This window comes from Nitrospirillum bahiense, assembly GCF_007828025.1.
Taxonomy (GTDB): Bacteria; Pseudomonadota; Alphaproteobacteria; order Azospirillales; family Azospirillaceae; genus Nitrospirillum; species Nitrospirillum amazonense.
The window spans coordinates 1-26162 of record NZ_VITO01000038.1 but is presented as its reverse complement, the minus strand read 5'-3'; the positions used below and the strand labels follow the sequence as shown (position 1 = coordinate 26162).

The window sequence follows — 26162 nt, the reverse complement described above, 5'->3', positions numbered from 1 at the left end:
TGGCCTTCGCCAGCACCACCGGCCGGGTCAACACCGACGGCCTGGCCGTCAACCTGGGCGCCACCCTGCAGCAGAGCGAAGCCTTCAGCCTGCGCCTGGAGTACAACGGCGAGTACCGCCACGACTACCAGAGCCACGGCGGCGTCCTCCGCGCCAGCTGGAGCTTCTGATCAGGCGGTACAGCACGTGATCACGGCCGAGGGGCAGGTCGGACTTGCTCCTCGGCCGGCCGGGTTTGCAGTCGTGCCTTGCACCGATGGAGTCGTCCGTGAATGAATTGGTGGTGTGGATGCCGCTTTCCCCGGCATCGGCGGGATGCCAGGCGATGATGTCCCGCTGGACATCGTTAAAGGGGGCGCCCTGACCACGACACGACGTACTTGGTGGCGATAGACCACGTCATCCTTCCCGCGCGATCAGGTGCAGGAATGACCCCGCCACGCTGCCCCGTCGGCTGCCCAAGGGGCCCAAGTCGGTACCGTCGGCGGCCTTGGCGGTCAGCAGGGGCGCATCGGTGCCGGGGGCCAGGACGCTGGCGTAATGGAACTCATGGCCGCGGAAGCGGCTGCCGGCCGGGCCCAGGGCCATGTCGCCCAAGGTGGTGACCAGGCGGTAGCCCAGGTGCAGCTTGCGCTTGGCGAAGCTGGTTTGGACCGATAGCAGGCCCAGCATCTGATGCGCCTGGCCTTCGGCATCCACTAGGACCTCGCCCAGGGTCATGTAACCGCCGCATTCGCCGAAGATGGCGGCACCCCGCGCGGCGAGGGCGCGCATCCCGGCCTTGAAGGTCTGCGCGGCCGATAGGCGGCCGGCGTGCAGCTCGGGATAGCCGCCGGGCAGCACCACCGCGTCGGCGTCGGCGTCGGGCGCCTGGTCGGCCAGGGGGGAAAACGGCAGCACCTCCGCCCCCGCCCACCGCCAGCCGGCCAGCACATGCGGATAGACGAAGCTGAAGGCCGCGTCGCTGGCCAGGGCGATGCGCTGCCCCGGTGGCGGCAGGGCAGGCGGGGCGACACCAGTTATGGCCGGCGTATAGGGCACGGCCAAGGCCGCCAGGCGGTCCAGATCGACATGGCTTTCCACCCAGGCGCCCAGGGTGGAAAGCCGCTCGGCCAGGGCGTCGGTTTCCGACGCCTGCACCAGGCCCAGGTGGCGCTCCGGCAGGGCATGGCCCGGGGTGCGGGGCAGGGCGCCCAGCACCGGAATGCCCAGGGCGTCGATGGCGCCCTCGATCAAGCTGCGGTGGCGGGGGCTGGCGATGTTGTTCAGCACCACGCCGGCCAGGCGCACATCGTCGCGATAGGTCGCGAAGCCTTTGACGACGGCCGCCACCGATTGCGACGCCCCGCGCCCGTCCACCACCAGCACCACGGGCCAGCCGGTGCGGGCCGCGAGGTCGGCCGTGGCGCCGTTGCCCCAGGCGCCTACCCGGGCCACGCCGTCGAACAGACCCATCAGGGCCTCGCAGATCAGCAGTTCCCCCCCGTTGGCGGCCTGTGAGGCCAAGCCATCGACCAGGGCCGGTTCCATGGCCCAGCTGTCCAGGTTCAGGCTGGGGTGGCCGCAGGCGGCGGCATGGAAGGCGGGATCGATGTAATCCGGTCCGGACTTCGCGGCGCGCACGTCCAGCCCCCGGGCGCGGAAGGCCGCCAGCAGGCCCAGGGTCAGGGTGGTCTTGCCGGAGCCCGAGGCGGGTGAGGCGATGATGAGGCCCGGGGCGATGCGCTCAGCCATGGGATGCCACCCCCAGCCAGTCCAAGGTGCCGCGCAGCTCCGCGATGGCGCCGATGACGATGATGGCGGGTGGCGCCAGGCCGCTGTCGGCCAGATCTTGCGCGCAGGTGGCCAGGGTGCTGGTCATCACCTTCTGGCGCGGTGTGGTGGCGTCGCAGATGACGGCCACGGCGGTGTCGGCCGCCAGGCCACCCTCTATCAGCGCCGCGGCGATGCTGCCCAGGCCCCGCCACGCCATGTACAGGATCAGCGGCGCCTTGGTGGCGGCCAGGGCCGCCCAGTCCGGCCCGTCGCCCGCCGACTGGCCGGTCACCAGGATCACAGCCTGGTTGGCGGTGCGGTGGGTGGCGGGAATGCCGGCATAGGCGGGGCCCGCCAGCCCGGCGGTGATGCCTGGCACCACGCGGAACGGCAGACCGGCGGCCACCAGGGCCAGTGCCTCCTCACCTCCCCGGCCGAAGACGAAGGGATCGCCCGCCTTCAGCCGCAGCACGCGCAGGCCTTGCCGTCCCAGTTCCACCAGGCGCAGGCTGATATCTTCCTGTGCCGGGGAGGGGCGGCCGCCACGCTTGCCGGCGAATTCCTTCACCGCGGCGGGGTTGGCCATGTCCAGGATGCGCTCGTCCACCAGCGCGTCGTAGACGATATGGTCCGCCTGGCGTAGAGCATGCAGAGCCAGCAGCGTCAGCAGGCCGGGGTCGCCCGGTCCCGCACCCACCAGCCAGACGCTGCCGGGCTGGAAGTCGGGAAAGGCCAAGGTCGGTAGGGTCAGGTCAGTCATGGACGTGGACGGCGATATCGATACGGAGGGGACGGAAGGGCGCGCGCTGCGCCGCGGCTGGACCACCGGCGCCTGCGCCACGGCGGCGGCGGCGGCGGCCACGGCGGCCTTGTTCGGCGGTGACTTTCCGGACCCGGTGACCATCACTCTGCCCGGCGGGCAGCGTCCGGCCTTCGCCCTGGCCGTCACCGAGCGTGGTGACGGCTGGGCCCAGGCGGGCGTGATCAAGGACGCGGGCGACGACCCTGACGTGACCCATGGCGCCCTGGTGCGGGCGCGCGTCACGGCGGGGGCGGGGGGCAGCGGCGTCACCTTCCGCGCCGGGCCCGGTGTCGGCACCGTGACCTTGCCCGGCCTGCCGCTGCCGGTGGGCGAACCCGCCATCAACCCCGTGCCCCGCGCGATGATCCGCGAGGCGGTCACCGCCGTGGCCCAGGCCGCCGGACGTCCGGCGGACCTGGTGGTGGAAATCGGCATCGACAATGGCGAGGTGCTGGCCCGGCGCACCATGAACGCGCGCCTGGGCATCATCGGCGGCCTGTCGGTGCTGGGCACCACCGGCATCGTCGTGCCTTATTCCTGTGGCGCCTGGATCGCCAGCATCCATCGCGGCGTGGACGTGGCCCGGGCGGCCGGCCTGCCCCACGTCGCCGCCTGCACCGGCCGCACGTCGGAGGCGGCGGTGACCCGCCGCTACGGCCTGCCGGAACAGGCGCTGCTGGACATGGGCGACTTCGCCGGCGGCACGCTGAAATACCTGCGCCGCCATCCCGTGCCACACCTGACCATCGCCGGCGGCTTCGCCAAGCTGGGCAAGCTGGCCCAGGGCCTGATGGACTTGCATTCCAAGCGTCACGCGGTGGATCTGGACTGGCTGGCAGGCGTGCTGGCCGACTTGGGCGCCACGCCCGATCTGGTGGCCAAAGCGCGCGGCGCCAACACGGCGCTCGAGGTGCTGCAGCTGGCCGACGCCGCCAGCCTGCCCGTGGCGAACCGGGTGGCGGAAATGGCACGCGCTGTGGCGCTGCGGGTGCTGGAGGACGCGCCCATCACCGTAGACGTGATCGTCATCGACCGGCAGGGCGGTATCATCGGTCAGGCTGGTGGGGTGGGCCAGGCTCACTCCCCCCTCCCGCGATAGCGGCGCTGATAGCCGGCGTCGTAAAGCGCGCTGGCGCGGAAATCCTCGGTCCCCAGTGCCTTGCCCACCAGGATCAGGGCCGTGCGCTCGATGGGGTTGGCGGCCACCTGCCGGGCGATGTCGGCCAGGGTGCCGCGCAGCACCCGCTCTTCCGGCCAGGAGGCGCGATAGACTACCGCCGCCGGGCAGTCCGCGCCGTACAGCGGCGTCAGGCGTGCCACCACCTCATCGATGACGTGGATGGACAGGTGGATGGCCAGCGTGGCGCCGGACTGGCCCAGCACCTCCAGCGTCTCATTGGTCGGCATGGCCGACGCCCGGCCGCCGGTGCGGGTGATGACCAGGGTCTGGCTGACCTCCGGCAGGGTCAGCTCGCGGCCCAGGGCGGCGGCGGCGGCGGCGAAGGCCGGCACGCCGGGCGTGATGGTGTAGGGGATGCCCAGGTCCTTCAGGGCCCTCAACTGCTCGCCCAGGGCGCTGTAGACCGACAGGTCGCCGGAATGCAGGCGGGCGACATCCTGGCCCGCCGCATACGCCGCCTGGAACTCCGCCACGATTTCCGACAGCGACAGCGGGGCGGTATCGACGATGCGGGCGTCCGCCGGTGCATGGGCCAGCACGGCGGCCGGGACCAGCGACCCGGCATAAAGGCAGACGGGGCAACGGGCGATCAGGTCGCGGCCGCGCAGGGTGAGCAGGTCGGGCGCGCCGGGGCCGGCGCCGATGAAATGCACGGTCATGGGAGGATGCCTTCGGAACAGGCCACGGCGCAGGTGCTGCCCGACCCCTGGATGCGGGCCAGGATCAGGTGGGCGTTCGGATTCTGCGGGGCGCCACAGGCGGCCAGCGCCGCCGCTTCCGCCACCGGGGGCAGGCCGTGGCCAGGGGCAGCGCTGGGGCTGGGCGTGGTGACGGTACGCAAGGCATCTTCCTCCAGGCCCAGCAACGGCAGGCCCAGCGTGGCCGCGGCCTGGACCAGGCCCGGCTCCTTGACCTTGCGGGCCAGGGTGTTGAGGGTAAGGCCGGCGGGCGCCACGCTCCAGCCCAGGCGAGACCAGGCCTGGGCCAGCAGATCGAGGATTTCCGCCGCCTCCACGCCCCGGCGACAACCGATTCCGACAGCGGTTGTCATAGCGGCTTCTCCACCCGCCATAGCGTGACCGGCATCAAGGGTCGCCATCCCCGGAACTTCCCTAGAGGCACAGCGCGCTCCACCGACAGGCGGGTGAGCGACCCGCCCAGTGTGGTGTGCCATTGGGAAAGTGCGGCCTCCGTCTCCAGGGTCACGGCCGTGGCCACCAAGCGCCCGCCCGGGCGCAGGGCCTGCCAGCAGGCCTCCACCACGCCGGCACCGGTCAGGCCGCCACCGATGAAGACAGCATCCGGCTGGGGCAGGTCCGCCAGCGCATCCGGAGCGGCGCCCTCGCGAAAGTCCAGGTTGGGCACGCCGAAGGTCAGGGCGTTGGCGCGGATGGCGGCCACGCGGTCGACCCTGTCTTCCACCGCCACGGCGCGGTTGGCCGGGTCCGCCAACAGCCATTCGATGGCGATGGAGCCGGAGCCGGCCCCCACGTCCCACAGCATCTCCCCGCGCCCGGGGGCCAGGTGCGACAGTGCCACGGCACGCACCTCGCGCTTGGTGATCTTGCCGTCGTGCTGGAACCAGTCGTCGGGCAGTCCCGGGCTGCGCGGCAGCACCCGGGCGCCGGGGGTGATGGCGCAGGTCAGCGCAATGGTGTTCAGGTCCTGGATATCGCCGTCCGGCCAGGCGTCGGCCGGTGCGGCGCTCAGCCGCTCGCGCGGGCCGCCCATGGCCTCCAGCACGGTGAGCGTGCTGGGGCCGAAGCCGCGCTCGCGCAGCAGGGCCGCCAGCTTGGCCGGTGTGGTACCGTCCCAGCTCAACAGCAGCAGGCGGGCCCCGGGAAACAGGTGGGGGATGACGGCCTCCAGCGGGCGGCCGTGTAGTGACAGGCAGGTGACATCCTGCAAGGCCCAGCCCAGGCGGGACGCCGCCAGGGTGAAGGCGCCGGGCGCTGGAAGCACACGCGTCTCCGCCGGCGGCACCTGGCGGGCCAGCGTGGCGCCGATGCCGAACCACTGCGGATCACCGCTGGCCAGCACGGTCACCGCCTGGCCGCGCCGGGCCAGCAGGGTGGGGAAGGCGTCGCTGAGCGGGCTGGGCCAAGCCAGACGCTCCTGCCCCGCCGTCTCCGGCACCAGGGCCAGGTGGCGGGTACCGCCGACCAACAGGCAGGATCCGGTCACGGCGGCCCGGGCGGCGGGCGGCAGGCCCTCCCATCCATCTTCGCCAATGCCGACAATGGTCAGCCAGGGAATGGTCAGCAAGGGGGTGCCGGTGCTAGTCATGGCCGGCACACGGGAACGGGGTTGGGGCGATGCGGATATTGGTCCTGGGCGGCACGACGGAGGCGCGACAGCTGGCGAGCCTGCTGGTGGGTGACGATCGTTTCCAGGCCACGCTGTCGCTGGCCGGCCGCACGCGCGATCCGGCGCCTCAGCCCTTGCCCACCCGCATCGGTGGCTTCGGTGGTGTTGCGGGCCTGGCGGACTATCTGCGGGCGGAGGGCGTGCGGGCCGTCATCGACGCCACCCATCCCTTCGCCGACCAAATCAGCCTCAATGCCGAGGCGGCCTGCGCCGCTGCCCACGTTTCCCTGGCCGTGCTGACCCGCCGCCCCTGGACGGCAGGCGCGGGCGACGATTGGCGCCGGGTGCCCACCATGGCCGCAGCGACCCAGGCGCTCGCCGGCCTGCCTGACACCGTCTTCCTCACCGTGGGGCGGCAGGAGCTGACGCCCTTCCTGGTCCTGGATCGCCGATTCCTGGTGCGGGCGGTGGACCCGCCGGATGCCCTGCCGGTCGGTGCCACTCTGGTGCTGGACCGGGGCCCTTACACGCTGGCGAGTGAAGTGGCGCTGATGCGGAGCCAGGGCGTCGGCACCCTGGTGACCAAGAACAGTGGTGGCGATGCCACGGCGGCCAAGCTGCAAGCCGCGCGATCCTTGGGCCTGCCCGTGGTCATGGTTGACCGGCCGCCGGCCGGAACGGCACCCCGGCTCTATACCGCGTCCGACGCCATCGACTGGCTGGCCGCTCACGGCACCTCCGCCGTATAGCTGCGCGGCGTGTAGACCCAGACATCACCTAATCCGTCAGTGCCCTTGCGCGGCAGCAGCCGGGTCTGGCTGGACCCGATCAGCACCAGGGTGCGCATGTCGGCCGTGGCCGGGTCGCAGTCGGCCAGGGTGGTGATGGTGATGTCCTCATCATGGCGGCCCACGGCGCGGGCCAGCACTACCGGCGTGGCCGGATCCTTCATACTGCGTAGGGTGTCCAGCGCGGCACCCAGCTGCCAGGGCCGGGCCTTGGAGATGGGGTTGTAGAGGGCGATGACGAAGTCGGCCTCCGCCGCCAGGCGCAGGCGCTTCAGCACCACCTCCCAGGGTTTCAGGTTGTCCGACAGGGACAGCACGCAGAAGTCGTGCCCCAGCGGCGCGCCCACCCGCGCGGCGGCCGCCAGCATGGCGGACACGCCGGGGCACACCCGCACCGGCACCTCGGCCCAGGCGGGGTCGTCGCCGGATTCCAGCGCCTCGAACAGGGCCGACGCCATGGCGAAGACGCCGGGGTCGCCGCCCGACACCAGGGCTACCTTGCGGCCCGACACCGCCAGATCCAACGCCAGACGGGCGCGCGACAGCTCTACCCGGTTGTCGGAGCCGTGGCGGCGGTGGAAGCTCTGCGGGATGCGGTCGAGATAGGGGCCATAGCCCACCAGGTCGGTGGCGCTGGCCAGCACGTCCGCCACCTCCGGCGTCAGCCAGCGGTCGGGTCCGGGGCCCAAACCCACGACGGTCAGCGAACCGAGGGCGCTCATTCCGCCACCTCGGACTTGGCCGTCTGGGGGGCGGTCAGCACGTCGCCGCGCTTGCCCTGACCTGGGATCAGAATCATGGCGAAGTAAGGGGCGACGTCGGGCGCCTCGGCCAGGGGGTGCACCCGCTGGGTCTCGGTCGTGCCGCGCTCCACATACCAGGCGCGGCCGGTCAGGCCCAGGCTTTCGATCGCCCGGCGCACCTTGGGCAGGTTGCCGCCCAGCTTCATGACGGCGGCGGCATCGGCGCGGCTGAGGGCAGCGGCCAGCTCCACCTCGCCCAGCGTGCCCGGGATGACCGACAGCACGTCGTCGCGGATGGTTAGGGGAATGGGCAGCTGCGCCGCACAGCCCAGGATGGAGGGCACGCCCGGCACCACCTCCACCCGGAAGCGGTGCGCCAGGCGCAGATGCAGGTGCATATAGGACCCATAAAAGAACGGGTCACCCTCGTTCAGCACCGCCACGGACTTGCCGGCGGCCAGCACGTCCGCCAACCGTTCCGCCTGCTCATCGAAGAAGCCCTCGATGGCGGCGGCATAGGCGGGGCTGTCCGGTGGCAGTTCGGTCGTGATGGGATAGACCATGGGCACCTCCTCATGGGTGCCATCCAGATGGGCGGCCGCGATGCGCCGGGCCTGGCCGGCGCCGCCGCGTTTGGCGAAATAGGCCACCACGGGGCAGGCGCGCAGCAGGCGCACCGCCTTCAGCGTCATCAGCTCGGGGTCACCAGGGCCGGTGCCGATGCCGTAGAGGGTGCCGGGCCCCAAAGTGCTGGAAGCGATGTCGGTCATGGCGTTCACTCCCGGTCCGAGGCCAGGGCGTTGACCGCCGCCGCGGCCATGGCGCTGCCGCCCCGCCGGCCGGCCACGGCCAGATAGGGCAGGCCCCAGGGATTGGCCGCCAGGGCGTCCTTGCTCTCCGCCGCCCCGACGAAGCCCACGGGGAAGCCCAGGATGGCGGCCGGACGGGGGGCGCCGGCCGCGATCATTTCCAGCAGGTGGAACAGGGCGGTGGGCGCGTTGCCGATGGCAACCACCGCGCCCGCCAGATGGGGCCGCCACAGTTCCAGAGCGGCGGCGGAGCGGGTGGTGGCGAGGTCCTGCGCCAGGGCGGGCACGGCGGGGGCGGTCAGGGTGCAGATAACGGGATTGTCGGCCGGCAGGCGGGCGCGGGTGACGCCGTGCGCCACCATCTGGGCGTCGCACAGGATGGGCGCGCCGCTGCGCAGGGCGGCGCGGGCGGCCGCCCCCACGTCCGATGAGAACAGCAGGTGCTCGGCCGTTTCGACCAGCCCCGCCGCATGGATGATGCGCACGGCCACGGCGCGCAGATCCTGTGGCAGATGCTCCAGCCTGGCCTCTTCCCGGATGATGGCGAACGACCGGGCGTAGATGGCGGCGCCATCGCGGATGTAATCGTACTGCGGGGGCTCGCCTTGGCTATGGGGCTCGGGACTGGACACGGGCGGGCTTTCCTCTACGCGACGATAGTGGCCTCGACCAGGGCGGCCACTTCGGCCGGCCCGCCCAGGCGGGTGATGAGGGCGGCCGGATCCTCATCCGCCCGCATCCGGTGGGTATAGACAGCTTCCAGCGCCGCCACCAGCGATGTCGCACGCGCGGCCGTCACGCCGCGCCATTGCGCCGCCCCGCCGGCGGGGGCCAGCAGGCTGACATCATAAGCCTGATCGCCGCGCGCCGTCAGCGTGACCAGCGCCGACGCGGGGTGGGCGCAGCCCTTGGCGCAGGCCGAGACATGGATATGCCCGCGCGCCAGCAGGCGGGGGGCGACCCGGGCCAGCGCCAAGGCGTCGCCGCGCGCGTCCGTCAATCCTGAATCGCAGGCACCACGACCACTGCAGGCCGACAGCGCCAGGCGGGGGTCCTCGGGCGCCAGGATGAACAGTCCTGTGGGCTGAAAGATTTCAACCAAGTCACTGCCGCCTCCTTCCAGCAGCACGGTGCGCCAGGGGGTCAGGCGCAGGGCCGGCGTCATGTGCGCGACGAGCGCCAGCCATTGAACGCTCATGCCGCCGAAGGGAAAGCCGAGGCCCACCCAGCCAGCGTGCGCCCCCAGCACTTGTTCAAGGCGCAGGCCAGGCAGGCCGGTGTCGAGGGGCATCGGGGCCAGGGCCACGCGGGTGGCAAGCCCAGCCGTGCCCTCCGCCGCCACCAGGGCGGCCAGGCGCCGGTAGCGGCCGTTCGAGAGGCGGACATAGGCGCGGGCCAGGGTGAGGGCGGTGTTCACCACCGCGTCGGCGGTGCAGACACCCAGCGGCGTGGCGCCGGGCTGATCTCCGCCCACCGCCACCCGGAACAGGCCGGTGCCAGGCAGCGCGTCGAAGCGGACATCGGCAACGGTATCGGCCAGGGGCGCTTGGCCGCCACCGTTCAGGACGAAACTGAACTTGGCCGGCAGCGCGGCCCACAGGTCGGGACTATCGGCCAAGGCGGCGTCCAGCGCCTGGGCCAGGGGGCGCACGGGCGCGCACGCCGGGTCCAGGCCGCAGGTGGGGCTGCACAGCACGTTGCGCACCCTCTCCGCCGCCGGCTCGCCGTTGACCAAGCCCAGCTCGCGCAAGGCGTCGGTCAGGGCGGGCAGTGCCGCTTCGGTCACGCCGCGGATCTGCAGGTTGGCCCGTTGGCTCAGATCCACCAGGCCATTGCCGTAACGCTCCGCCAGGCCGCAGATTGCCGCCACCATCGGCCCCGGCAGCCTGCCGCCGGGAATGCGTAGACGCACCAGCAGGCCGTCGGCCACCGCCATGGGCACCAGTGCGCCGGGGCAGGCGCCCCGCACACGCGGCGGATTGATGGGGGTACTCATGCCAATTCCTCCCGCAGGCGGGTTAGATCCTCGGGCGTGGAATTGCGCCGGGGATGCCACAGGCCGCGCTGCAAAGCTTCCTGGAACCGGTCCAGGATTTGCCGGGCGGCGTCGGGGTTGCTGTCCGACAGGAAGGCCCAGGTTTCGCTGTCCGCCACATAGGCATCATAGAGGCTGTCCACCTGGTGCGATCGCACGGCGCCCGTCAGTGCCGCCAGGGCCACGGCGCCATCCACCGTGCGGGCCAGGTTGGCGGCCCCGCTGTGGCCATGGCGGCGTTGCCCGTCGATCCAGCGTGGGTTGGCGGCGCGGCCGCGCACCACGCGGGCGGCCTCCTCCGCCAGGGTGCGGGGCGTGATGCGCTCCGGCTCGGCGCTGTCGACATGATAGAGGACAGGGTCGCTGCCCAGCAGGCCGGCGGCGGCGGCGAACCCGCCCTCGAACTGGGTCATGCCGTCGTTGTCCAGTACGTCGGTTTCGCGTTGGTCCTGGATATGGACCAAGGCGTCGGCCAAGCCCACGCGCCGGCGGAACAGGGCGGGCAGGGCCACGCCGTCCAGGCCCAGGCCGTAGGCGTGGCAGCCGGTGTCGAGATAGGCGGTGCCCAGCTGGTCGCGTGCCTGCCAGTCGCCGGTGGCCAACGGTTGCGCCAGGCCGGTGCCATAGCCGCCAGGGGCGGCGCCGAAGACGCGGGCGGTCGCTCGGCGGTCAGCCTCCGCCCTATCCATGCCGCCGGTCACCAGGGCGTCACGGTCGGTGCGCATGGCGGTGGCCAGGGGATTGACCGCGTCCGGCTCGTCCAGCCCGGCGACCTTGCACGCCGCCTGGTCGAACAGGGCCAACTGCGCCGGGAACATGTCGCGGAACAAGCCGGAGACGCGCAGGGTCACATCCACGCGCGGGCGGCCCAGCACGGTGGCCGGCAACACCTCCACGCCCGTCACCCGGCCGCTGCCAGCCTCCCACAGGGGGCGCACGCCCATCAGGGCCAGGGCCTGGGCCAGTTCTTCCCCGCCGGTGCGCAGGGTGGGGCTGCCCCAGCAATCCACCACCAGTTGGCGCGGCCAGTCGCCTTGGTCTTGCAGATGGCGCGTCAGCACGGCATCCGCCCCCTTCCAGCCCAAGGCCCAGGCGCTGGGCGTGGGTACGGCGCGGGGGTCGATGGCGTAGAGGTTGCGGCCGGTGGGCAGCACATCGGCCCGGCCGCGCGCCGGCGACCCACCGGGGCCTGGGGCGACGAAGCGGCCGTCCAGGCCGGCCAGCAGGGCGGCCATCTCCGCCGGGCCGCTGGCCGCCAACGGGGGCGCCACCTCGGCCCGCAGAGCGGCCAGGACGGCCGCAGCCCTTTTCCATTCCGGATACGGAACGATCTGGCCTGACACCAGATCCCGCACCAGGCCGTCCAGCGCCGCCCGCACCCGCCCAACGGAGGGACCGGTGCTCGTCCGCTCCGCCAGCAGGGTCGGCAGGGGATGGGGCCAGGGCGCCGCGGCGTCGCCTGTGAACAGATCCTCCAGCGTGCCGGCCAGGCCCAGGTCGCGGGCCAACGCCTCGGTCATGGATGGCTGATCACGGCGGGGAAAGCGCGCCATGGCGGCCAGGAAGGCGGCCTGGGCGCCGTCGTCCGGGGCCGTCCCGAAGACATGCAGCCCGTCGCGGATCTGCATCTCCTTGATGTCGCAAAGATGGGCATCCAGCCGGGCCAGGGCCTCGTCGGGAAGATCCCCCGTGGCCGGATCGGCCGGCAGATTCAGGTCGCGGGTGACGCCGGCCTCCCAGGCCAGGTCGCGGATGCGGGCCCGCAGGGTGGGCAGGCGGCGCGGGTCCAGGCTCTGCGCCTGGGCGTATTCGTCCAGCGCTTGCTCCAGGGCCGCCAAGTCGCCGTGCAGCCCCGCCGGCACGGGCGGCGGCGGCAGGTGCCCCACCAGCACGGCGCCCAGGCGACGGCGGGCCTGCACGCCTTCGCCGGGGTTGGTGGCGATGTAGGGGTAGAGGACGGGCAGGGGGCCGGCCAGCCGCTCCGGCCAGCAGTCGGCCGACAGCGCCACGGCTTTGCCCGGCAACCATTCCAGGGTGCCATGGGCGCCCACCTGCACCAGGGCATGGATGTCCATCACATGGCGCAGCCACAGGTGAAAGGCGGCATAGCCGTGGCTGGGCGGGGTATCGGGGTCATGGTGGGCGGCGCTGTCGATGGCGCCATGCCCCCGGCTGGGCTGGACCGCCACCAGTATGGTGCCGCAGGGTTGGACGCGAAAGCGCAGTGCACCGTCATGCGCCAGAGGGTCGGCCGAGGGTGGCCCCCACCGGGCGGTGATGGTGGCTTGCGCCGCCGGGTCCATCAGCCGGGCATAATCGGCCAAGCTAAGGCCTGGCGTGTCGCCGTCGAGGGGTCGGCGCAGGGCGGCCATCAGGGCGGCACCGTCGGGTGGCACATCCGTTACCCCATAGCCGGCACCGGCCAGAGCTGCCAGCATCGCCAGGGTGCTGGCCGGCGTGTCCAGGCCCAGCGCCAAGCCGGTGCCGCCGCGGGCAGGATAATCGGACAGCACCAGGGCCACGCGGCGCCCCGCCGGCGGGGTGGCGGCCAGGCGGGCCCAGGCGGCCGCTTTCTCGGCCAGCGCGTCCACCCGGTCGACACGGGGGCGGCTCAAGGTCGGGGCGTATTCCAAGGCCGGGTCCCAGTCGGCCGCCGCCTTGAAGGCGATGGCGGGGCCCTGCAGGCGGCCGTCCATCTCCGGCAGCACCACGGTCATGGCCAGATCTGCGGGACCCAAGCCGGCGCGGGCTTTTTCCCACAGCGCCTCCGTGCCCGTGGACAACACGGCCTGCAGCACCGGCACACCGGGGGCGTCCAGGGGCGACCGGTCTTCCAGGCCCTGGCGCGCGGAAAATCCGGTGGCGTTCAGGACCACGGCCGGCCGGAGGGCCGCCAGTTCGGCCGCCAGCCACTGGGCGGCCGGGCCCTCCTTCAGGCTGGCCGCGTAATAGAGGTGGGGCGCCAGGCCGCGCCGGGCCAGGGCGTCGGCCAGCGCGTGCAGAGGCGCCAGGTTGCCGGCCTGCAGGTGCGATCGATAGAAGACCAGTGCCGCGGGCGGACCTGCGACAGGGACTGGCGCGTGCCAGCCTTCATGACGGCCATAGCGGGGCAGGGGCATGGGCTCGCCCGCCAGCAGGTCGGCGGGCGGCGGCCGTCCCAGCAAATGGGCGGACTCGGCCAGCAGCCGGGCCATGTTGTCGGGCCCGCCCTCCACGAAACAGCGCCAGAGATGGCGGGCCGTGGCCATGTCCACCGTGCAGGCGCCCTCCAGGCCGGGATCGGCCTTGGCCTCGCCCGGCAGCACGGCTAGAGGGACGCCGCGGGCCCGGCAGACCTCCGCCACCTGCTCCAGCCCATAGCGCCAATAGCCGGCGCCACCGTTCAGGCGCAGCACCACCAAACGGGCGCGGGATACCACCGCCTCGACATACATATCGACGGATAGGGGATGCCCCAGGCGCATCAGATTGGCCAGGCGCAGCGTGGGCCGCCAGGGAACATTACCCACGGCGTGGTAGGCGGCGGCCACCGCCGATAGGTCACTGTCGGAAAAGGACAGCAACACGCACTCCGCCGGCGTCTGCCCCAAATCCTCGGCTTGGGGGGACGCCAGCAGATCCTCGGCCTGGGTGGGCAACAGGTGCATGGGAGGGGCGGAACCCGTGTGACGACACTAAACGACGAAAAGCGAGCTTTATGCCGCTCTAGCCCCTATACGCCGTCAATTCAACAGCGGGATGGGTCAACAGCGGGATTGGCGCAGGGCACCGCTTCGCGTCCACGCCTCGTCCGCGCGGTCAATCAGGCGGCCAGCGCCGCCTCGATGGCCGCCCTGTCCAGGCCCGTCTCACCGATTACCACCAAGCGGCTGCGCCGTGCCTCGTCCGGGGCCCACAGCCGATCGTAGCTGGTCTGGATGCGGGGGCCCACACCCTGCACCAGCAGGCGCATGGGCTTGCCCGGCACATCGATGAAGCCCTTCAGGCGCAGGATGCCGAAGCGCTGGGTGACCTCGCCCAGCCGGCGGACCAGGGCCTCCGGATCGGCCTGGGACGGCAATTCGGCGACAAAGCTGGTGAAGTCATCGTGGTCGTGATCTTCCTCGTTGTCGTGATGGCTGACGCGGGCGTCCAGGTCGGCCTCCGCCGCGGCCGACAGGCCCAGCAGCACATTGGGGTCGACATCGCCATGGGCCACGCGCACCAGGGGCGGGGCGGTGGGCCGCAGGGCCTTCACCGTCTCCGCCACGGCGGCCAGCCCGGCCTCGTCCACCAGGTCGGTTTTGCTGACCAGGATCAGGTCGGCGCACAGCACCTGGTCCTCGAACACCTCCTGTACGGGGGTTTCGTGCTCCACCGTGGCGTCGCCGGCCTCCATGGCGGCCTTCTGCCGGGCCAGCGCCTCGGCATCGGGCGCGAACCGGCCCTCGGCCACGGCATCGGCCGCCACCACCGCCACCACGCCGTCCACCGTAACACGCGAGCGCACCGCCGGCCAGGTGAAGGCGCGCACCAGCGGCTTGGGTAGGGCCAGGCCGCTGGTCTCGATGATAATGTGGTCCGGCGGGTCGGCGCGGTTCAGCAGGGTTTCTAGCGCCGGCACGAAATCATCCGCCACGGTGCAGCACAGGCAGCCGTTGGCCAGTTCAATCACCCGATCCTCCGGGCAGGCCGCGTCGCCGCAGCCCTTGAGCACCGCGCCGTCCACACCGACGTCGCCGAACTCGTTGATGATCAGCGCCAGCTTGCGGCCTCCCGGGTTCTGCAGCAGCCCGCGGATCAGCGTGGTCTTGCCGGCACCGAGGAAGCCGGTGATGACGGTGGCGGGGATTTTGGGCGAGGGGGCGGACATGGGCGTGTCTTTCAGGTACCTAAGGGACGGAAGTGGATGCTGCGAAACTTTGAACAAAAAGAGAAGAGGCGATAAAATCATGTCTACCTGAGGGAATGCTTTGCGAAGGGTAGTCTATAAGGTTGGCCTTCATCGCGAAGCATCAGGGGACTGAGCGACAAAGTGATCCAGTTCACCTTCCCGCCACGATATGCCGATGGCCCGACGGCCCGGTACGTGACGCACATGTTCGACAGGCGATGCCAGGAGAATGGCATCGAACGCCGCCTTACCAAGATCAGGCATCCCTGGACCAACGGCCAGGTCGAGCGCATGAACCGAACCATCAAGGAAGCCACGGTCAAACGCTACAACTACGACAGCCATGAACAGTTCGAGCAGCATCTGAACGCCTTGGTCGGCGCCTACAACTTTGCAATGCCCTTCGACCGGTCGTCGATGTCCCGCTGGCGCCAGCGTCTGGGCGAGGAGCGGCTGGCGGCGCTGATCCAGGAGAGCCTGCGGGTGGCCCAGGCCACCGGCGCGCTCAGCACCAAAGACTTGGCGCGCGTGGCGGTGGACACCACCGTCCAGCCCAAGGCCATCGCCCACCCCACCGACGCCCGCCTGACCCACAAGGCCATCGAGAAACTGGTCGCCTTCGCCAAGGACAATGGCATCACGCTGCGCCAGAGCTATCTGCGCGTGGCCAAGAAGGCCGCCATCATGGTCGGCCGCTACACCCACGCCCACCAGCACAAGCGGGCCAATCGCCAACTGAAGTTCCTGCGCACCCGCCTGGGCCGCCTCATCCGCGACATCAACCGCAAGATCGCCGCCAAGGGGCGCGCCGAGGCTCCGGCCCTCCTAGCCCGCTACGCCCCTTTACGCGACTTGGCCATCAAGATCAGCATGCAGACCCAGCGCCAGCGCGGGCAAAAGGTCTATTCCCTCCATGCCCCCGAGGTCGAATGCATCGGCAAAGGCAAGGCCCGCGCCCCTTACGAGTTCGATTGCAAGGTAAGCGTCGCCGTCCCCATCACCAAGCCCAAGGGAGGGCTCTTTGTCCTCCACGCCCAGGCCCTCCACGGCAACCCCTTCGACGGACACACCCTCGCCAAGGCCGTCGCCGACATCAAGGCCAACACCGGGCACGATCCAGACCGGGTCCACGTCGACAAGGGCTATCGCGGGCACAACCATCCCAACAAGTTCAAGGTCTGGATCACTGGCCAGGTCCGCAGAACCACCGCCGCCATCAAGCGGGAGATGAAACGCAGGGCCGCCATCGAGCCCATCATTGGCCATCTCAAGGCCGAACACCGCATGGGGCGCGACTACCTCAAGGGACGCAGCGGCGACCGCATCAATGCCGTCCTCTGTGAGTGGCGGATGAATACTCCCCAGAAGTTGGAGTGCGCCCCTTGGGGTGGACAGCTTCAAGCCGCGGAATTGACCGGTGATCGGGCGTGTTGTTCTTCGAATGCAATAGGGCTGAGATAGCCCAGCGCTGAATGAAGGCGCCGGGCATTATAAACCAGATCGATGAAACGCGGCAGATCGGCCACGACGTCGTCGAAGGTCTCGTACGCCATGGGATAAACGGCCTCGACCTTCAGGGTTTTCATGAAGCTTTCGGCCTTGGCGTTGTCGTAAGGATTGCCGCGCCGGCTCATGGAGCCGACGAAGCCGTTGTCTGCCAAGATCCGCCGATAGGCGACGCTGGCATACTGACTGCCACGGTCGGTGTGATGGACACAGCCGGCGGGTGGGCTTCGTGCGGCGATGGCAGCCTTCAGGGCTGCCATCGTAAGCCGGGTGTCGATGGAGCGGCTGATCGCATAGCCCACGACACGGCGGGACCAAGCGTCCAGGATCACGGCCAGGTAGACGAAGCCGGCCGCCACGGCCACATAAGTGATGTCGCCGACCCAGAGCTGGTCGGGCCCGGTAAGGGTCATGTCCGCCGCCCGGTTCGGGAAAATCGGCTCGTCATGGTCGCTGTCGGTCGTGGCGACGAAGCGCCGCCGGCGCCGGGGTTGGAGGTCGTGCTCGCGCATGAGCCGGCGCACCTTCTTGCTGTTGACCACCAGCCCCTGCTGCCGCAGTTCCGCACCGACCCGCCGATAGCCGTAGCTTTCGAACTCGGCGCAGATGGCCTTCATCCGGTCCAGGATAATGGCGTCGCCATCGGTCTCGACAGGGACGTCATAGTAGGTGGAGCGCGCGATCCCCATCAGCCGGCAGCCTTCGGCGACGCTGAGACCGGCGGGCCGGCAATTACTGATATAGTCCCGCTTTTGCTGGAGCGTCCGTGCTTCAGCGCCCCCTTTAGAAACTCGATCTCCAGCGCCTGCCGGCCGACCAGCCTTTCCAGGGCGGCGATCCGCCCTTCGTATTCGACGAGAAGGTTCGACGCCTCAACTTCCTCGTCGAATTCGCCGGCCTCTGCCTTGGCGACCCAGACCCGGATCAGGTTGCGGCAGATGCCATGCCGTCTCGCCAAGCCGTACAAGGCTTCCCCGGCCACGTACTCGGCAACTACCTGGCGTTTGAACGCGATGCTGTAAACTCGGTGCTTCGCCATGACCCCACTCCTGCAAGGCCCGACATCACCGTCAATCTTTTATACCCGCTGTGTCCACCCCAAGGGGCGCACTCCAACTTCTGGGGAAAATCACTTCGCCGTTTACATCCTCGCCGCCGCCGGCTTCAACTTCCACCTCCTCATCAGGTGGTTCAAAGACCTTTGGCGGGCCCTCTTCCTGGTCCTCCAAACTCAAAGCTAATGGCCCTGATCAGCTCCAGTTGAGCCGATCAGGGCCATTCTTCACAGACGACTCCTGAACGGGATGCTCTACGTACTGCGTGTCGGCTGCCCGTGGCGGGACATGCACGAGCGCTACGGTAAATGGAACTCTATCTATGTTCGGTTCCGGCGCTGGGCCGAGCAGGGCGTGTGGGACGTGCTGCTTCAGACCCTGGTCGATCTCGGGCTGACTGACGATTGGCAGCACATGATCGACAGCACCACCGTCCGGGGCCACAGCCAGGCCGCCGGCGCAAAAGGGGGACTCATAAGGAGGGCTTTGGTCGAAGCCGCGGCGGCTTTACGAGCAAAATCCACGCCCGCGCAGACGGTCAAGGACGCCTTCTCGGCTTCGTCCTGACCGGCGGCCAGGCTTCCGACTACGAAGCCGTGCCGGACCTGTTCGACCTTGATGTGCGCAAGCCCAGGCTGATGCTGGCCGACAAGGGCTATGATGGCGACGAGGTCCGGCAAAGCCTGCTCGTCCACGGCGTCCTGCCCGTCATCCCGCCCAGATCGAACCGGCGAGAGCCGATCGCTTGCGACTTCCAGAGCTACAAGGACCGCAACCGCATCGAGCGCATGTTCAATCGGCTGAAGCAGTTCCGCCGCATCGCCACCCGATACGACAAGACCGCGAAATCCTTCCTCGCCTTCCTCAATCTCACCGCCGCCAAAATCTGGCTACTCAGCTTTGTCAACAGGCCCTAGTTGATGAAGGGCAACATCAACGCGAACGGCGCCTTGCCCTCCAGCAGGACAATCAGGAAGATCCGCAAGGGACCCTTCGGATGACGGAGCAGGGGGACCCGGAATCCGCAATTGGGATTGCAACCGGTCAACGCCGCTACCACGTCCTGGCGAGGCTGGCCGGGGTAGCTGTAGCCAAGACAGCCCGTATCATCGAACACCGCCACCAACGAAGCAATGTTGGGCACCATGCGGGTCGTGGCCCATCCGGTGCATTGATAATTGTTGCCGTTCAGTTCGACTTCTTCCACGGCGCCCGCTAAGCCGGATGTCTCATAAAAGGGTACTATGCGGTCGATTCGAAGGTCGACGTTCAGTGTAGGCGGGCACGTTAGGGCTGCTGTTGACACGCGATAGAAGGCCTGCGCGGCCTTGCTGAAATGCTCTGCCCCATCCGCATCGTTCAGCTTCTTGGTGGGCAGGCCCAAGGGGGCGAGGCCATCCGCCACCTGGGCCAGCGTTTCCGTTATCGATTGGAAGGCTTCGCTAAGGGTAGCTCGATCCCGCCGCAGCCATTCCAGCTCCGTCGCGCTCTGGCGCAGCTCCTCGACCTGGGTGGTCAGCTGGTTGAGCTGTGAAAACACCGCTTGATAGTTCTGTTTCCAGGTTTCAGCTTCCGCGCGGACGCGGCTCAACTCGGCGGGGTCGGGACGTTCGCGCAGCAGGGCCAACTCGGCCTGCAGTTCCCGTACCTTGCGGGAATCCGAACTGCGGCCATTCTCGGTGGCGTCCAACTGACGCCGCAACTGGGTGATTTCCAGTACTAAGCCGCTCGCAAACTCATCCAACCGGCGGAAGTTGCTCCAGAGATTACGAATTTGCTGGCTCTTGAACGGCGTGTTGGAGGCGGATGAATCTAGATCCGGCAGATCACGCCATTGATGACTGGTGGTGGGAGTCTCGGCCGCGAGTGGCATTCCCGGCGTGGCGTCGGCCACGGGCAATGAGGTGGGCGGCGCGTCAGCGGACGGTGCCGTGACCGGCGCGGCCTCGGCATTGGGCGCCTTCGGTTTGCGGAGCCGTTTCGTCGTTCCACCAGCGGTTTTGCCTTGGAGGGCTGATGGGGGCGTTTCCGTCGGGCCGATCGCCGGAGCCACCGGAGCGGTCGATGGCGGGGTGGGAATATTCTCTTCGCGGCCCGCGGCGGCTATGGTGACCCGTTTGGACTTAGCGGCCTTGGCCGTCCTGGCGCCCGTGGCCCGCGCCGGCGTGGCGACGGTTTGAACCGGAGGTGCGACGGGCGCGCCGACCTCTGCCTTCCCGGCTTTCGACCCTATGGCCGATGTGAGCGTCTCAACCACCTGCAGCGAGGGCGCGGACTTCGCCGTGGTGCTTTCAATTACTTTTTTTTTGGCCCGAGTCGTACCGGCGGTCGTCACGGTGATGTCCCTTCGCTTGCTCGAATTCATTGTAGTCATGGTTGGTTCAGGAGGCCAAGGATCGGCGCGGGCGGGCCGGCGGCGTCACGGGCGTCCGGGCCGGCTGTTGGCTGGCGGCATGGCCGCGGCCACTCAGCGAGGCCACATGACGGAAGACCTGAGCCGGGAAGATCTTCCGCATGCAATCATGGTTGCGGCCGCACAGTCGGACATCATCCAAATAACAGGGCGCGCAGGATACGCGTTTGACAACACTGACGCCCAAAGCGTTGAAAGGAGACCAGGTGACGGGATCCACAAACCCGGATTGTACCGCCACCGTCGGAATACCGGTAGAGGCCGCGATGTGCTTGGGTCCGCTGTCCGACCCCACGAAGCAATCGGCACCACCGATGTAAGTGACCAGCTCCGGCAAGGTGAATTGCCCGATACGGTCCGTCGCGCCCACCGCCACAAGGTCGTCGACCATGGTCGCATAGGCGGCCTTTTCCGCCGGCGTCCCCACGATTTCCACCGTGAAGCCCGCCGCCACCATCATCGAGACCAGGCCCGCCCAATGGGCGGCCGGCCACATCTTGATATCGTTGCCGGCGAAGGGATGGAGCACGATGAGGCGGCGTTCGTCACCGGCGAATGATTTCGGCTGACCGTCACCCCAGAAGGAGGGCGACGTCGTCTCCGCCTCGGGGAAGGCCAATTCCAGCGCCGAAACCAGACGCCGCATCTGCACGGCGCCGTTAGCGCTCTTCCGCCATTGCGGCAAATTGCCTTCCCACTCCACGGAGACATCCAGCCAGGGGAAACTGACCCCCTGTGAATAGCCTGCACGGGTGGTCGCGGCAATATGTTTCAGAAGGAAGCGTGTGTCGCCGTCGGCACGGAAATCCACAGCTAAATCATAAGATTGGCCGTGGAAAAGGTTCGACAGCTCTCCCGCGGCTGCGTCCGACCCCAAGGCCCGGCCATCGCCGGAACGCGCGGCATACAAATTAAAAACGTGCACCACGTCGAACAGGCCGGACTGGACGGCGAGGTCGCGATTCCAGGTCCCCACCACCACCTCGATGCTGGCCTTGGGAAAGGCGTTCCGGAGTTGGCGGAACGCGGGCAGTGTCAAAACGAAGTCACCGACATGATCCATGCGTAGCAGCAGCATGCGCCGCACCTCACTGCGCACGCCAGCAATCCCGGCGGACCAGATAGTCTCCACCGGTTCGGGATCCACCTTGTAAATGCCGCTTTCACGTTCCAGATCCGGGTGCCAGTACGGGTCGCCGGCGGCATGGTGTGCCCGCCATCGCTCCCAATACAAGGGCTCCATCTCGCTTTCCACCAACTCGGCGCGCGACGTCTTCTCGTGGTGCACCAATTCGGCCTGCGGAACGACCGCCACCTGATGCCCGCGGTCGCGCAACCGCATGTGGAAGTCCAGGTCGTTGAAGGTCAGTGCCAGGCCTTCCTCGAACCCTTCCATGGATAGGAACAGGTCGCGCGGCACGGCAATGGCGGCGCCCAGCAGCGAGGTGCAGTTGCGCGGCACTTGGTTGACGCTAGTCGCCAGAGGGTGGTCGGCGGTGCTGAACGCGAAGTCGTTGCGCGCCCAGCCGGCGTGGCTCATCAGGGACACGCCGGCCGACTGCACCATACGTCCGCCCGCCAGCAGCAGGCGTGGCCCCACAGCCCCGATGGCCGGCAGATTCAAATAGGCCAGCAACTGCTCGATCCAATCCTCATCGACCACTTCGACATCGTCGTTCAGAAACACGAAGACGTCGCCGCTGGACAGGGCGGTAGCCATGTTGTTGAAACGCGACCAGTTGAATGGCCCGACGACCGGGATGACGATATCCGCCAGGTCCCGCAGGCGATTCTTGTCGTCCAACGTTTCCGGCTTGAAGTCGATGTGGTCCAGGACAACGATCTCGACCGCCTTATAGCTGGTGCGATACCGTAAATCTTCCAGGCACTTGAATACCCGTCCCCGGACACCCTTGGTGGGGATGATGATGGATACCAGGGGGGGCGCTGCCTTCAGATCGGCCGCCAGCCGCAGGGGTGCCGGCCCGGCGCCCTTGAAGTCCGCGCCAGGTTCCAGCGGCAGGATGACCCCATAACGGGGGTTGATGCCGGCCAGAACGCGCGACCGCGCCTCCCGCTCCACTGGCGACAGGTCGCGCAGGTCGCTGGCGTACAGGGTGGTGGACAGGGATTCGGCTACGTGGTGGCAGCGCTGGGGCTGATGGTAGAAGCGGTCCAGAGGATGGCCCGCAATGAACAACTCCAGCCCATCGGCGGCGAGGGTGGCTAAGGTGGCCTTGGTCAGACGCGCCGCCCATCCCCGGCCGACGAAATTCATATGGAAGGCGGTGACGAAGGGGGCGCCCGGCGTCTTGCGCAACAGGCTGGGCCGGCCGGCGATCGTGGCCCGCTCATCCCAATACAGCAGATCGACGTCGTCGCTGCAGCCATGGGCCGCCAGCACCGCGGGCGCGATACGGTCCAGGGTCTCCCCGGGCGTCAGGAAGCTGACGAAGGTCGCCCCCGTCCGCCGTGTGGCCAATCCGGCCAGCAGGGACCGCAGGCGGGTGGCGTCGCGATAAACCAGATCGCCCTTGTCGGTCGCCATCCGGTCGGCGGGACCACCCGCCCCGCTGAACTCTGCCGGGACTAGGGCTTGGATGTGCCATCCGTCTGAATGGACCTTCCGCACCGAGGCCAAGGTCGCCTCAAAGGCGGCGGCTGTCTCGACCGACTGGCTGTCGGCGCGATCGGCTTGCAGAATGACGACCGCCCATAGCGTGTCAGTGTCCGGCGGGTGGGGTCGTTCACCATCGCCGGCCATGCGGCGGGCGGCGACCAGTTCCCAGAAACGGCGTTCGGCGTAGGTGCGCGCGCGCGCCGCGCGATTATCCTCGGCCGACCGCGTCGCCTTCATCGTATAGCCACGTTCCAACACGTGGCCCGTCTTCATCTCGATCCGGAATTTCAGATCCAGGGTTCCTTCCGGCAATTCCGGAATGAACAGGGAAAAGCCGGTGTTCAGGCCGTTGGGGTTGGTGCGGCGCACAGCCAGGACGTCGGCGCGGGGAATGCCGAACTGCACAGGCATCACCGTGTCGTCACCCAGGTGGGCGGAGATGGAACGGATCGCTTCCTGTGCCACCACCCATCCCACCAGGTGGATGTTGGTGGTGGATGTCTGCAGCACGCCCTTGTCGAACCGGGCATTGTCCAGATGGAATTCCCCGGTGGGCAATCCTTTGACCAGGGTGACGGCGGTTTCGCGCAGGACCTGGCCCGCCCGCCGCATGCGGAAGGAAAGCACGGCCCCCTCGCGGGCTTCAGGCGCCACGCCGGCCAGGCTGACCTCAACCTTGAAGCCGGACATCAGGGCATTGGGCAGATCGGGATAGGCCGCCTGCACATCCTTGCGTTCCCCATCCGGCCGGAGGGAGGCAAGCAGGACATCCCCATGGAAGATATCGAAGGAATGGAATTCATCGGGCAAAACCGCCCAGCCACCGACAATGACGGTTTCGCCATAAAAATTCAGGCAGCCCTGCCGATCGGGATTTTGTTCGAGCTGGAATTTGCCTTGAAGGGGGGCGTGACCGTCGCGTGCATCAGACATTTTTAAACCGCAACCTCAATAGAAAATCTATAATAGAAAATAAAATAACCAGAAATAACAACTAGATACTATGACATCACTTTTCTCCGTCTCGTATAGGTCGTTAATTATGAAAACGCTCCATATTAAAGCGTTAACATCAGCGCACGGACCTGCAGGGAGAGATAAGCTGGTGTCAAAAACCGATCAAACATCGCTCAAATTGATGATAACCGCAGGCAGAAAATTTCTCTAGCACATATCGACAGGGGCACCGTCTTTTTGCCTCGAGTATGGCCGTTGCTACGGTATGACGCATACAATCCTGGTCCGGGGGGTGATTGATATCGGGCAGTCGGATTGCAGCCGTCGTGGGGATGCGGTCATGGGAAAGCCCTGGGTCAGGCTTTTGCGGCATGGTGCAAAATCAGTGAGACAGTCGCGTGGCGGCGCATGACGGATGGTCGGCGCGGGATCCGGTTTCGCAAAAAGGGGGGGGCTGCATGGCGTGCCTGTAAGCTATTCTGGTCGCTCATCTGTCCGAGCGATCCGCCGGTTCATATGAAGAGGTATTGCGGCGGCGGCGGCGGTGTGTTTCAAGCTGAGAATACGGACGGACGGAGACAGAGTCGCATGATCCAGTTTGCCAGGGAGGCGGGGCGTCTCGCGCCTGAGTTCATGGACAAGGCCAGTTCCTGTCTGTTCGCTGCACGGATGAGTTGTGAGTTGTTTATTTAAATGATTGGCGCAATGAAACCTTCCATCACTCATAGTCAATGCGGCGGCCGCCCTCATGCGGAGGGGCTGCGTGCTCGTAGGGGGCAAGCACTTTGGAGTGAAATATTAATTAAGGCTATCACATGATTAACTTAGAGATCTGGAAAATATAATGACTCGAAAGATAGTATTCATTGGCAACTGCCAGACAAATAACATACACCGGCTTTTTGCTGAGCAGGTCGCACTGTCTACGGGCGACGAGGTTCACTTTGTACCCTGCTTTGTGGGGTTGAGTGAGAAGTCCGAGGCGGCGCTCGTAGATGCTGATATTATTGTCTCGCAGATGTTGGATTCTGTGCAGGCTGTTAATCTTGATATGTTGATGCGTGATAATAAAATAGACTCTGCCGCTCAAATTATTGAATTTCCGCTCGTGTCAGGTCGATTCCTTTGGCCATATGCGTGTGCGATGCATGTCCTGAATCACCATCTTCCGTATTATTATCAGGGGCCATTTCCGGAAGAGTATGGAGATAGTTACCTAAACAAGAAGATCCTTCAGGAAAGTGAATTATCGAAGATATCTGATGAATATCAGCGTCTTGATGTCGCAGAGAGGATGAATCTTGACCGATTGTATGAAATCTATATTGATTCCCTTAAAAGAAAGGATGAAAAAGCCGGATTTTCATGCGCTGAATACATCGGCAAGAATCTGAGAAAAGAGCGCCTGTTTAAAACTGCAACCGGCTTGGCTCGCCCTCTTTATCTTCATCTTGCGTCTGAATTATTTGAAAAATTAGGCGTGGAAAGAGCACTGATTGAACGTGTTTCGTCTAACTGTTGGTCGCCTCCCGTTGCCCATATTGAGAGTCCAATCCATCCTTCGGTGGCCAGGCACTTCAAGATGGATTTCCTGAATGAAGATAGCAGGTATTTGTACTTCACTGGAGAGCGCATGACGTTCCGGGAATATGTAGATCGATATTTAAAGTATGAATATAACGACCCGTTGTTTCGTGGAATGTATGGCGGGGATTGGGACTCTTCATCTAAATCAGGGCGCCAACGGAGAATCGCGCAGATCCGCATTGGCGTTCAATCCTCATCAGTGCCGTCGGCTTGGGCTTCCTATGAGTTGGCTAGCTTGCTCTTGGCTCAAGGTGAAAAAAGCTTGGCATTGGATAGTGCCCACAACGCGCTTCGCATCGAGCCAACCAACGTGCACTATCGGGTCATGCTGGCAAATACGCTTTGCGTCAATGCTCAAGCCGAGAATGCTCTTGCCTTGCTTCGCGAGGGGATAGGTCAATGGCCGGGAGTTGCCCTGCTGTGGCATGTCCTAGCGAATGTGCTGAAATCAATTGGGCAGCAGGATCAGGCTGTCCAGGCTGCGGCTAAGGCATACGAGATTGAGCCGCACAATAAAGCGCTTCTCAGGGATCATCCGGCCGTTGCTGAACCCGGGCACTTGGAAATCGCCGCTCAATACCATTGAATATTGTGCGAAACACTTGATCTTCGCCACACATGGGGATGCGTCCGCTCGACTAGCAGGCTGTTGAAAAAGCCTGTGGCTGCCTGAGTTTCAGCATGATTCACTGTTGGCCTTGGAACGGAGCCGAGGGCGGCATGCGGGGATCG

General features: G+C 67.2%; 20 protein-coding genes and 3 pseudogenes. 8 read left to right on the top strand and 15 right to left on the bottom strand.

Annotated features, from left to right (window positions below; genetic code table 11):
* Positions 1 to 399: 399 nt before the first annotated feature.
* Positions 400 to 1734 (bottom strand): cobyrinic acid a,c-diamide synthase CobB, encoded by a 1335-nt coding sequence (locus FBZ88_RS29790; protein WP_145620615.1) that lies wholly within the window; start codon positions 1732 to 1734, stop codon positions 400 to 402.
* Positions 1727 to 2515: a uroporphyrinogen-III C-methyltransferase gene (cobA, locus tag FBZ88_RS29785; RefSeq protein ID WP_145620614.1), complete on the bottom strand. Its 789-nt coding sequence runs from the start codon at positions 2513 to 2515 to the stop codon at positions 1727 to 1729. Before cobA ends, FBZ88_RS29790 begins: the two co-directional genes overlap by 8 nt.
* Here cobA and FBZ88_RS29780 point away from each other — a divergent pair.
* Positions 2514 to 3656: a cobalt-precorrin-5B (C(1))-methyltransferase gene (locus tag FBZ88_RS29780; RefSeq protein WP_145620613.1), complete on the top strand. Its 1143-nt coding sequence runs from the start codon at positions 2514 to 2516 to the stop codon at positions 3654 to 3656. The two genes, cobA and FBZ88_RS29780, sit on opposite strands and share 2 nt — an antisense overlap.
* Here FBZ88_RS29780 and cobM read toward each other — a convergent pair.
* From cobM to cbiE, 3 genes are read right to left on the bottom strand one after another with little or no spacing between them, the layout of a single operon-like run.
* Positions 3635 to 4396 carry a precorrin-4 C(11)-methyltransferase gene (gene cobM / locus FBZ88_RS29775; protein ID WP_145620612.1) on the bottom strand — a complete coding sequence of 254 codons (762 nt, stop codon included), beginning with the start codon at positions 4394 to 4396 and terminating at the stop codon, positions 3635 to 3637. The genes FBZ88_RS29780 and cobM overlap by 22 nt on opposite strands.
* Positions 4393 to 4788 carry a cobalamin biosynthesis protein gene (locus FBZ88_RS29770; protein ID WP_186464666.1) on the bottom strand — a complete coding sequence of 132 codons (396 nt, stop codon included), beginning with the start codon at positions 4786 to 4788 and terminating at the stop codon, positions 4393 to 4395. The genes cobM and FBZ88_RS29770 overlap by 4 nt, the downstream gene beginning before the upstream one ends.
* Positions 4785 to 6023 (bottom strand): precorrin-6y C5,15-methyltransferase (decarboxylating) subunit CbiE, encoded by a 1239-nt coding sequence (gene cbiE / locus FBZ88_RS29765; protein ID WP_145620609.1) that lies wholly within the window; start codon positions 6021 to 6023, stop codon positions 4785 to 4787. The genes FBZ88_RS29770 and cbiE overlap by 4 nt, the downstream gene beginning before the upstream one ends.
* Positions 6024 to 6052: 29 nt before the next feature.
* Here cbiE and FBZ88_RS29760 point away from each other — a divergent pair, with 29 nt between their 5' ends.
* The gene (locus FBZ88_RS29760; RefSeq protein WP_145620608.1) at positions 6053 to 6793 is read left to right on the top strand and encodes a cobalt-precorrin-6A reductase; all 741 of its coding nucleotides are present in this window, start codon (positions 6053 to 6055) and stop codon (positions 6791 to 6793) included.
* Here the strand turns inward: FBZ88_RS29760 and cobJ are convergent.
* From cobJ to cobW, 6 genes are all read right to left on the bottom strand, one after another.
* On the bottom strand, positions 6772 to 7554 hold the full coding sequence (gene cobJ / locus FBZ88_RS29755; RefSeq protein WP_145620607.1) for a precorrin-3B C(17)-methyltransferase: 783 nt from the start codon (positions 7552 to 7554) through the stop codon (positions 6772 to 6774). The genes FBZ88_RS29760 and cobJ overlap by 22 nt on opposite strands.
* Entirely contained in the window at positions 7551 to 8345 is a 795-nt protein-coding gene (locus tag FBZ88_RS29750) for a precorrin-2 C(20)-methyltransferase (protein ID WP_145620606.1), read from the bottom strand. The genes cobJ and FBZ88_RS29750 overlap by 4 nt, the downstream gene beginning before the upstream one ends.
* A gap of 5 nt (positions 8346 to 8350) precedes the next feature.
* Entirely contained in the window at positions 8351 to 9016 is a 666-nt protein-coding gene (locus tag FBZ88_RS29745; RefSeq protein ID WP_145620605.1) for a precorrin-8X methylmutase, read from the bottom strand.
* Positions 9017 to 9030: 14 nt separating this feature from the next.
* The gene (gene cobG, locus FBZ88_RS29740) at positions 9031 to 10380 is read right to left on the bottom strand and encodes a precorrin-3B synthase (protein ID WP_145620603.1); all 1350 of its coding nucleotides are present in this window, start codon (positions 10378 to 10380) and stop codon (positions 9031 to 9033) included.
* Positions 10377 to 14066: a cobaltochelatase subunit CobN gene (gene cobN / locus FBZ88_RS29735; RefSeq protein WP_145620602.1), complete on the bottom strand. Its 3690-nt coding sequence runs from the start codon at positions 14064 to 14066 to the stop codon at positions 10377 to 10379. The genes cobG and cobN overlap by 4 nt, the downstream gene beginning before the upstream one ends.
* Positions 14067 to 14221: 155 nt before the next feature.
* A complete protein-coding gene (cobW, locus tag FBZ88_RS29730) occupies positions 14222 to 15271 on the bottom strand; it encodes a cobalamin biosynthesis protein CobW (protein WP_145620601.1) in 1050 nt (349 codons plus the stop codon).
* Between the two features lie 225 nt (positions 15272 to 15496).
* Between cobW and FBZ88_RS31615 the strand changes: the two are divergent.
* Together FBZ88_RS31615 and FBZ88_RS29720 are read left to right on the top strand one after the other, a co-directional pair.
* A pseudogene (locus FBZ88_RS31615) lies at positions 15497 to 15673 on the top strand (integrase core domain-containing protein); the annotation flags it as partial.
* Between the two features lie 3 nt (positions 15674 to 15676).
* Positions 15677 to 16753 (top strand): annotated as a pseudogene (locus tag FBZ88_RS29720) (IS5 family transposase); the annotation flags it as partial.
* Here the strand turns inward: FBZ88_RS29720 and FBZ88_RS29715 are convergent.
* The gene (locus tag FBZ88_RS29715; RefSeq protein WP_246138914.1) at positions 16690 to 17538 is read right to left on the bottom strand and encodes an IS3 family transposase; all 849 of its coding nucleotides are present in this window, start codon (positions 17536 to 17538) and stop codon (positions 16690 to 16692) included. The pseudogene FBZ88_RS29720 and the gene FBZ88_RS29715 overlap by 64 nt on opposite strands.
* Positions 17487 to 17837 (bottom strand): transposase, encoded by a 351-nt coding sequence (locus FBZ88_RS29710; RefSeq protein WP_211102851.1) that lies wholly within the window; start codon positions 17835 to 17837, stop codon positions 17487 to 17489. Before FBZ88_RS29710 ends, FBZ88_RS29715 begins: the two co-directional genes overlap by 52 nt.
* A gap of 229 nt (positions 17838 to 18066) precedes the next feature.
* Here FBZ88_RS29710 and FBZ88_RS31450 point away from each other — a divergent pair.
* Positions 18067 to 18210, top strand: a pseudogene (locus tag FBZ88_RS31450) (transposase); the annotation flags it as partial.
* 47 nt (positions 18211 to 18257) lie between these two features.
* Positions 18258 to 18770 (top strand): IS5 family transposase, encoded by a 513-nt coding sequence (locus tag FBZ88_RS31180; protein WP_246138913.1) that lies wholly within the window; start codon positions 18258 to 18260, stop codon positions 18768 to 18770.
* On the opposite strand, the gene FBZ88_RS29700 is transcribed toward FBZ88_RS31180, so the two are convergent.
* Together FBZ88_RS29700 and FBZ88_RS29695 are read right to left on the bottom strand one after the other, a co-directional pair.
* Positions 18767 to 20188 (bottom strand): hypothetical protein, encoded by a 1422-nt coding sequence (locus tag FBZ88_RS29700; RefSeq protein WP_145620598.1) that lies wholly within the window; start codon positions 20186 to 20188, stop codon positions 18767 to 18769. The genes FBZ88_RS31180 and FBZ88_RS29700 overlap by 4 nt on opposite strands.
* A 46-nt stretch (positions 20189 to 20234) precedes the next feature.
* Positions 20235 to 23612: a glycosyltransferase family 9 protein gene (locus FBZ88_RS29695; RefSeq protein ID WP_186464665.1), complete on the bottom strand. Its 3378-nt coding sequence runs from the start codon at positions 23610 to 23612 to the stop codon at positions 20235 to 20237.
* A gap of 48 nt (positions 23613 to 23660) precedes the next feature.
* On the opposite strand from FBZ88_RS29695, the gene FBZ88_RS30450 reads away from it, so the two are divergent.
* Complete coding sequence (locus FBZ88_RS30450; protein ID WP_186464664.1) at positions 23661 to 23825, top strand: hypothetical protein; 165 nt, start codon at positions 23661 to 23663, stop codon at positions 23823 to 23825.
* Positions 23826 to 24687: 862 nt separating this feature from the next.
* On the top strand, positions 24688 to 26016 hold the full coding sequence (locus FBZ88_RS29690; RefSeq protein WP_145620596.1) for a WcbI family polysaccharide biosynthesis putative acetyltransferase: 1329 nt from the start codon (positions 24688 to 24690) through the stop codon (positions 26014 to 26016).
* The last annotated feature ends 146 nt before the right edge of the window (positions 26017 to 26162 follow it).

Coding starts and splice junctions, on each gene's coding strand:
- cobG (WP_145620603.1), bottom strand. CDS start 10,380: ATGAGTACCCCCATCAATCCGCCGCGTGTGCGGGGCGCCTGCCCCGGC.
- FBZ88_RS29770 (WP_186464666.1), bottom strand. CDS start 4,788: ATGACAACCGCTGTCGGAATCGGTTGTCGCCGGGGCGTGGAGGCGGCG.
- FBZ88_RS29780 (WP_145620613.1), top strand. CDS start 2,514: ATGGACGTGGACGGCGATATCGATACGGAGGGGACGGAAGGGCGCGCG.
- FBZ88_RS29750 (WP_145620606.1), bottom strand. CDS start 8,345: ATGACCGACATCGCTTCCAGCACTTTGGGGCCCGGCACCCTCTACGGC.
- cobJ (WP_145620607.1), bottom strand. CDS start 7,554: ATGAGCGCCCTCGGTTCGCTGACCGTCGTGGGTTTGGGCCCCGGACCC.
- FBZ88_RS30450 (WP_186464664.1), top strand. CDS start 23,661: ATGGAAGATATCGAAGGAATGGAATTCATCGGGCAAAACCGCCCAGCC.
- cbiE (WP_145620609.1), bottom strand. CDS start 6,023: ATGACTAGCACCGGCACCCCCTTGCTGACCATTCCCTGGCTGACCATT.
- cobM (WP_145620612.1), bottom strand. CDS start 4,396: ATGACCGTGCATTTCATCGGCGCCGGCCCCGGCGCGCCCGACCTGCTC.
- FBZ88_RS29760 (WP_145620608.1), top strand. CDS start 6,053: ATGCGGATATTGGTCCTGGGCGGCACGACGGAGGCGCGACAGCTGGCG.
- cobN (WP_145620602.1), bottom strand. CDS start 14,066: ATGCACCTGTTGCCCACCCAGGCCGAGGATCTGCTGGCGTCCCCCCAA.
- FBZ88_RS29790 (WP_145620615.1), bottom strand. CDS start 1,734: ATGGCTGAGCGCATCGCCCCGGGCCTCATCATCGCCTCACCCGCCTCG.
- FBZ88_RS29710 (WP_211102851.1), bottom strand. CDS start 17,837: ATGGCGAAGCACCGAGTTTACAGCATCGCGTTCAAACGCCAGGTAGTT.
- FBZ88_RS29690 (WP_145620596.1), top strand. CDS start 24,688: ATGACTCGAAAGATAGTATTCATTGGCAACTGCCAGACAAATAACATA.
- cobA (WP_145620614.1), bottom strand. CDS start 2,515: ATGACTGACCTGACCCTACCGACCTTGGCCTTTCCCGACTTCCAGCCC.
- cobW (WP_145620601.1), bottom strand. CDS start 15,271: ATGTCCGCCCCCTCGCCCAAAATCCCCGCCACCGTCATCACCGGCTTC.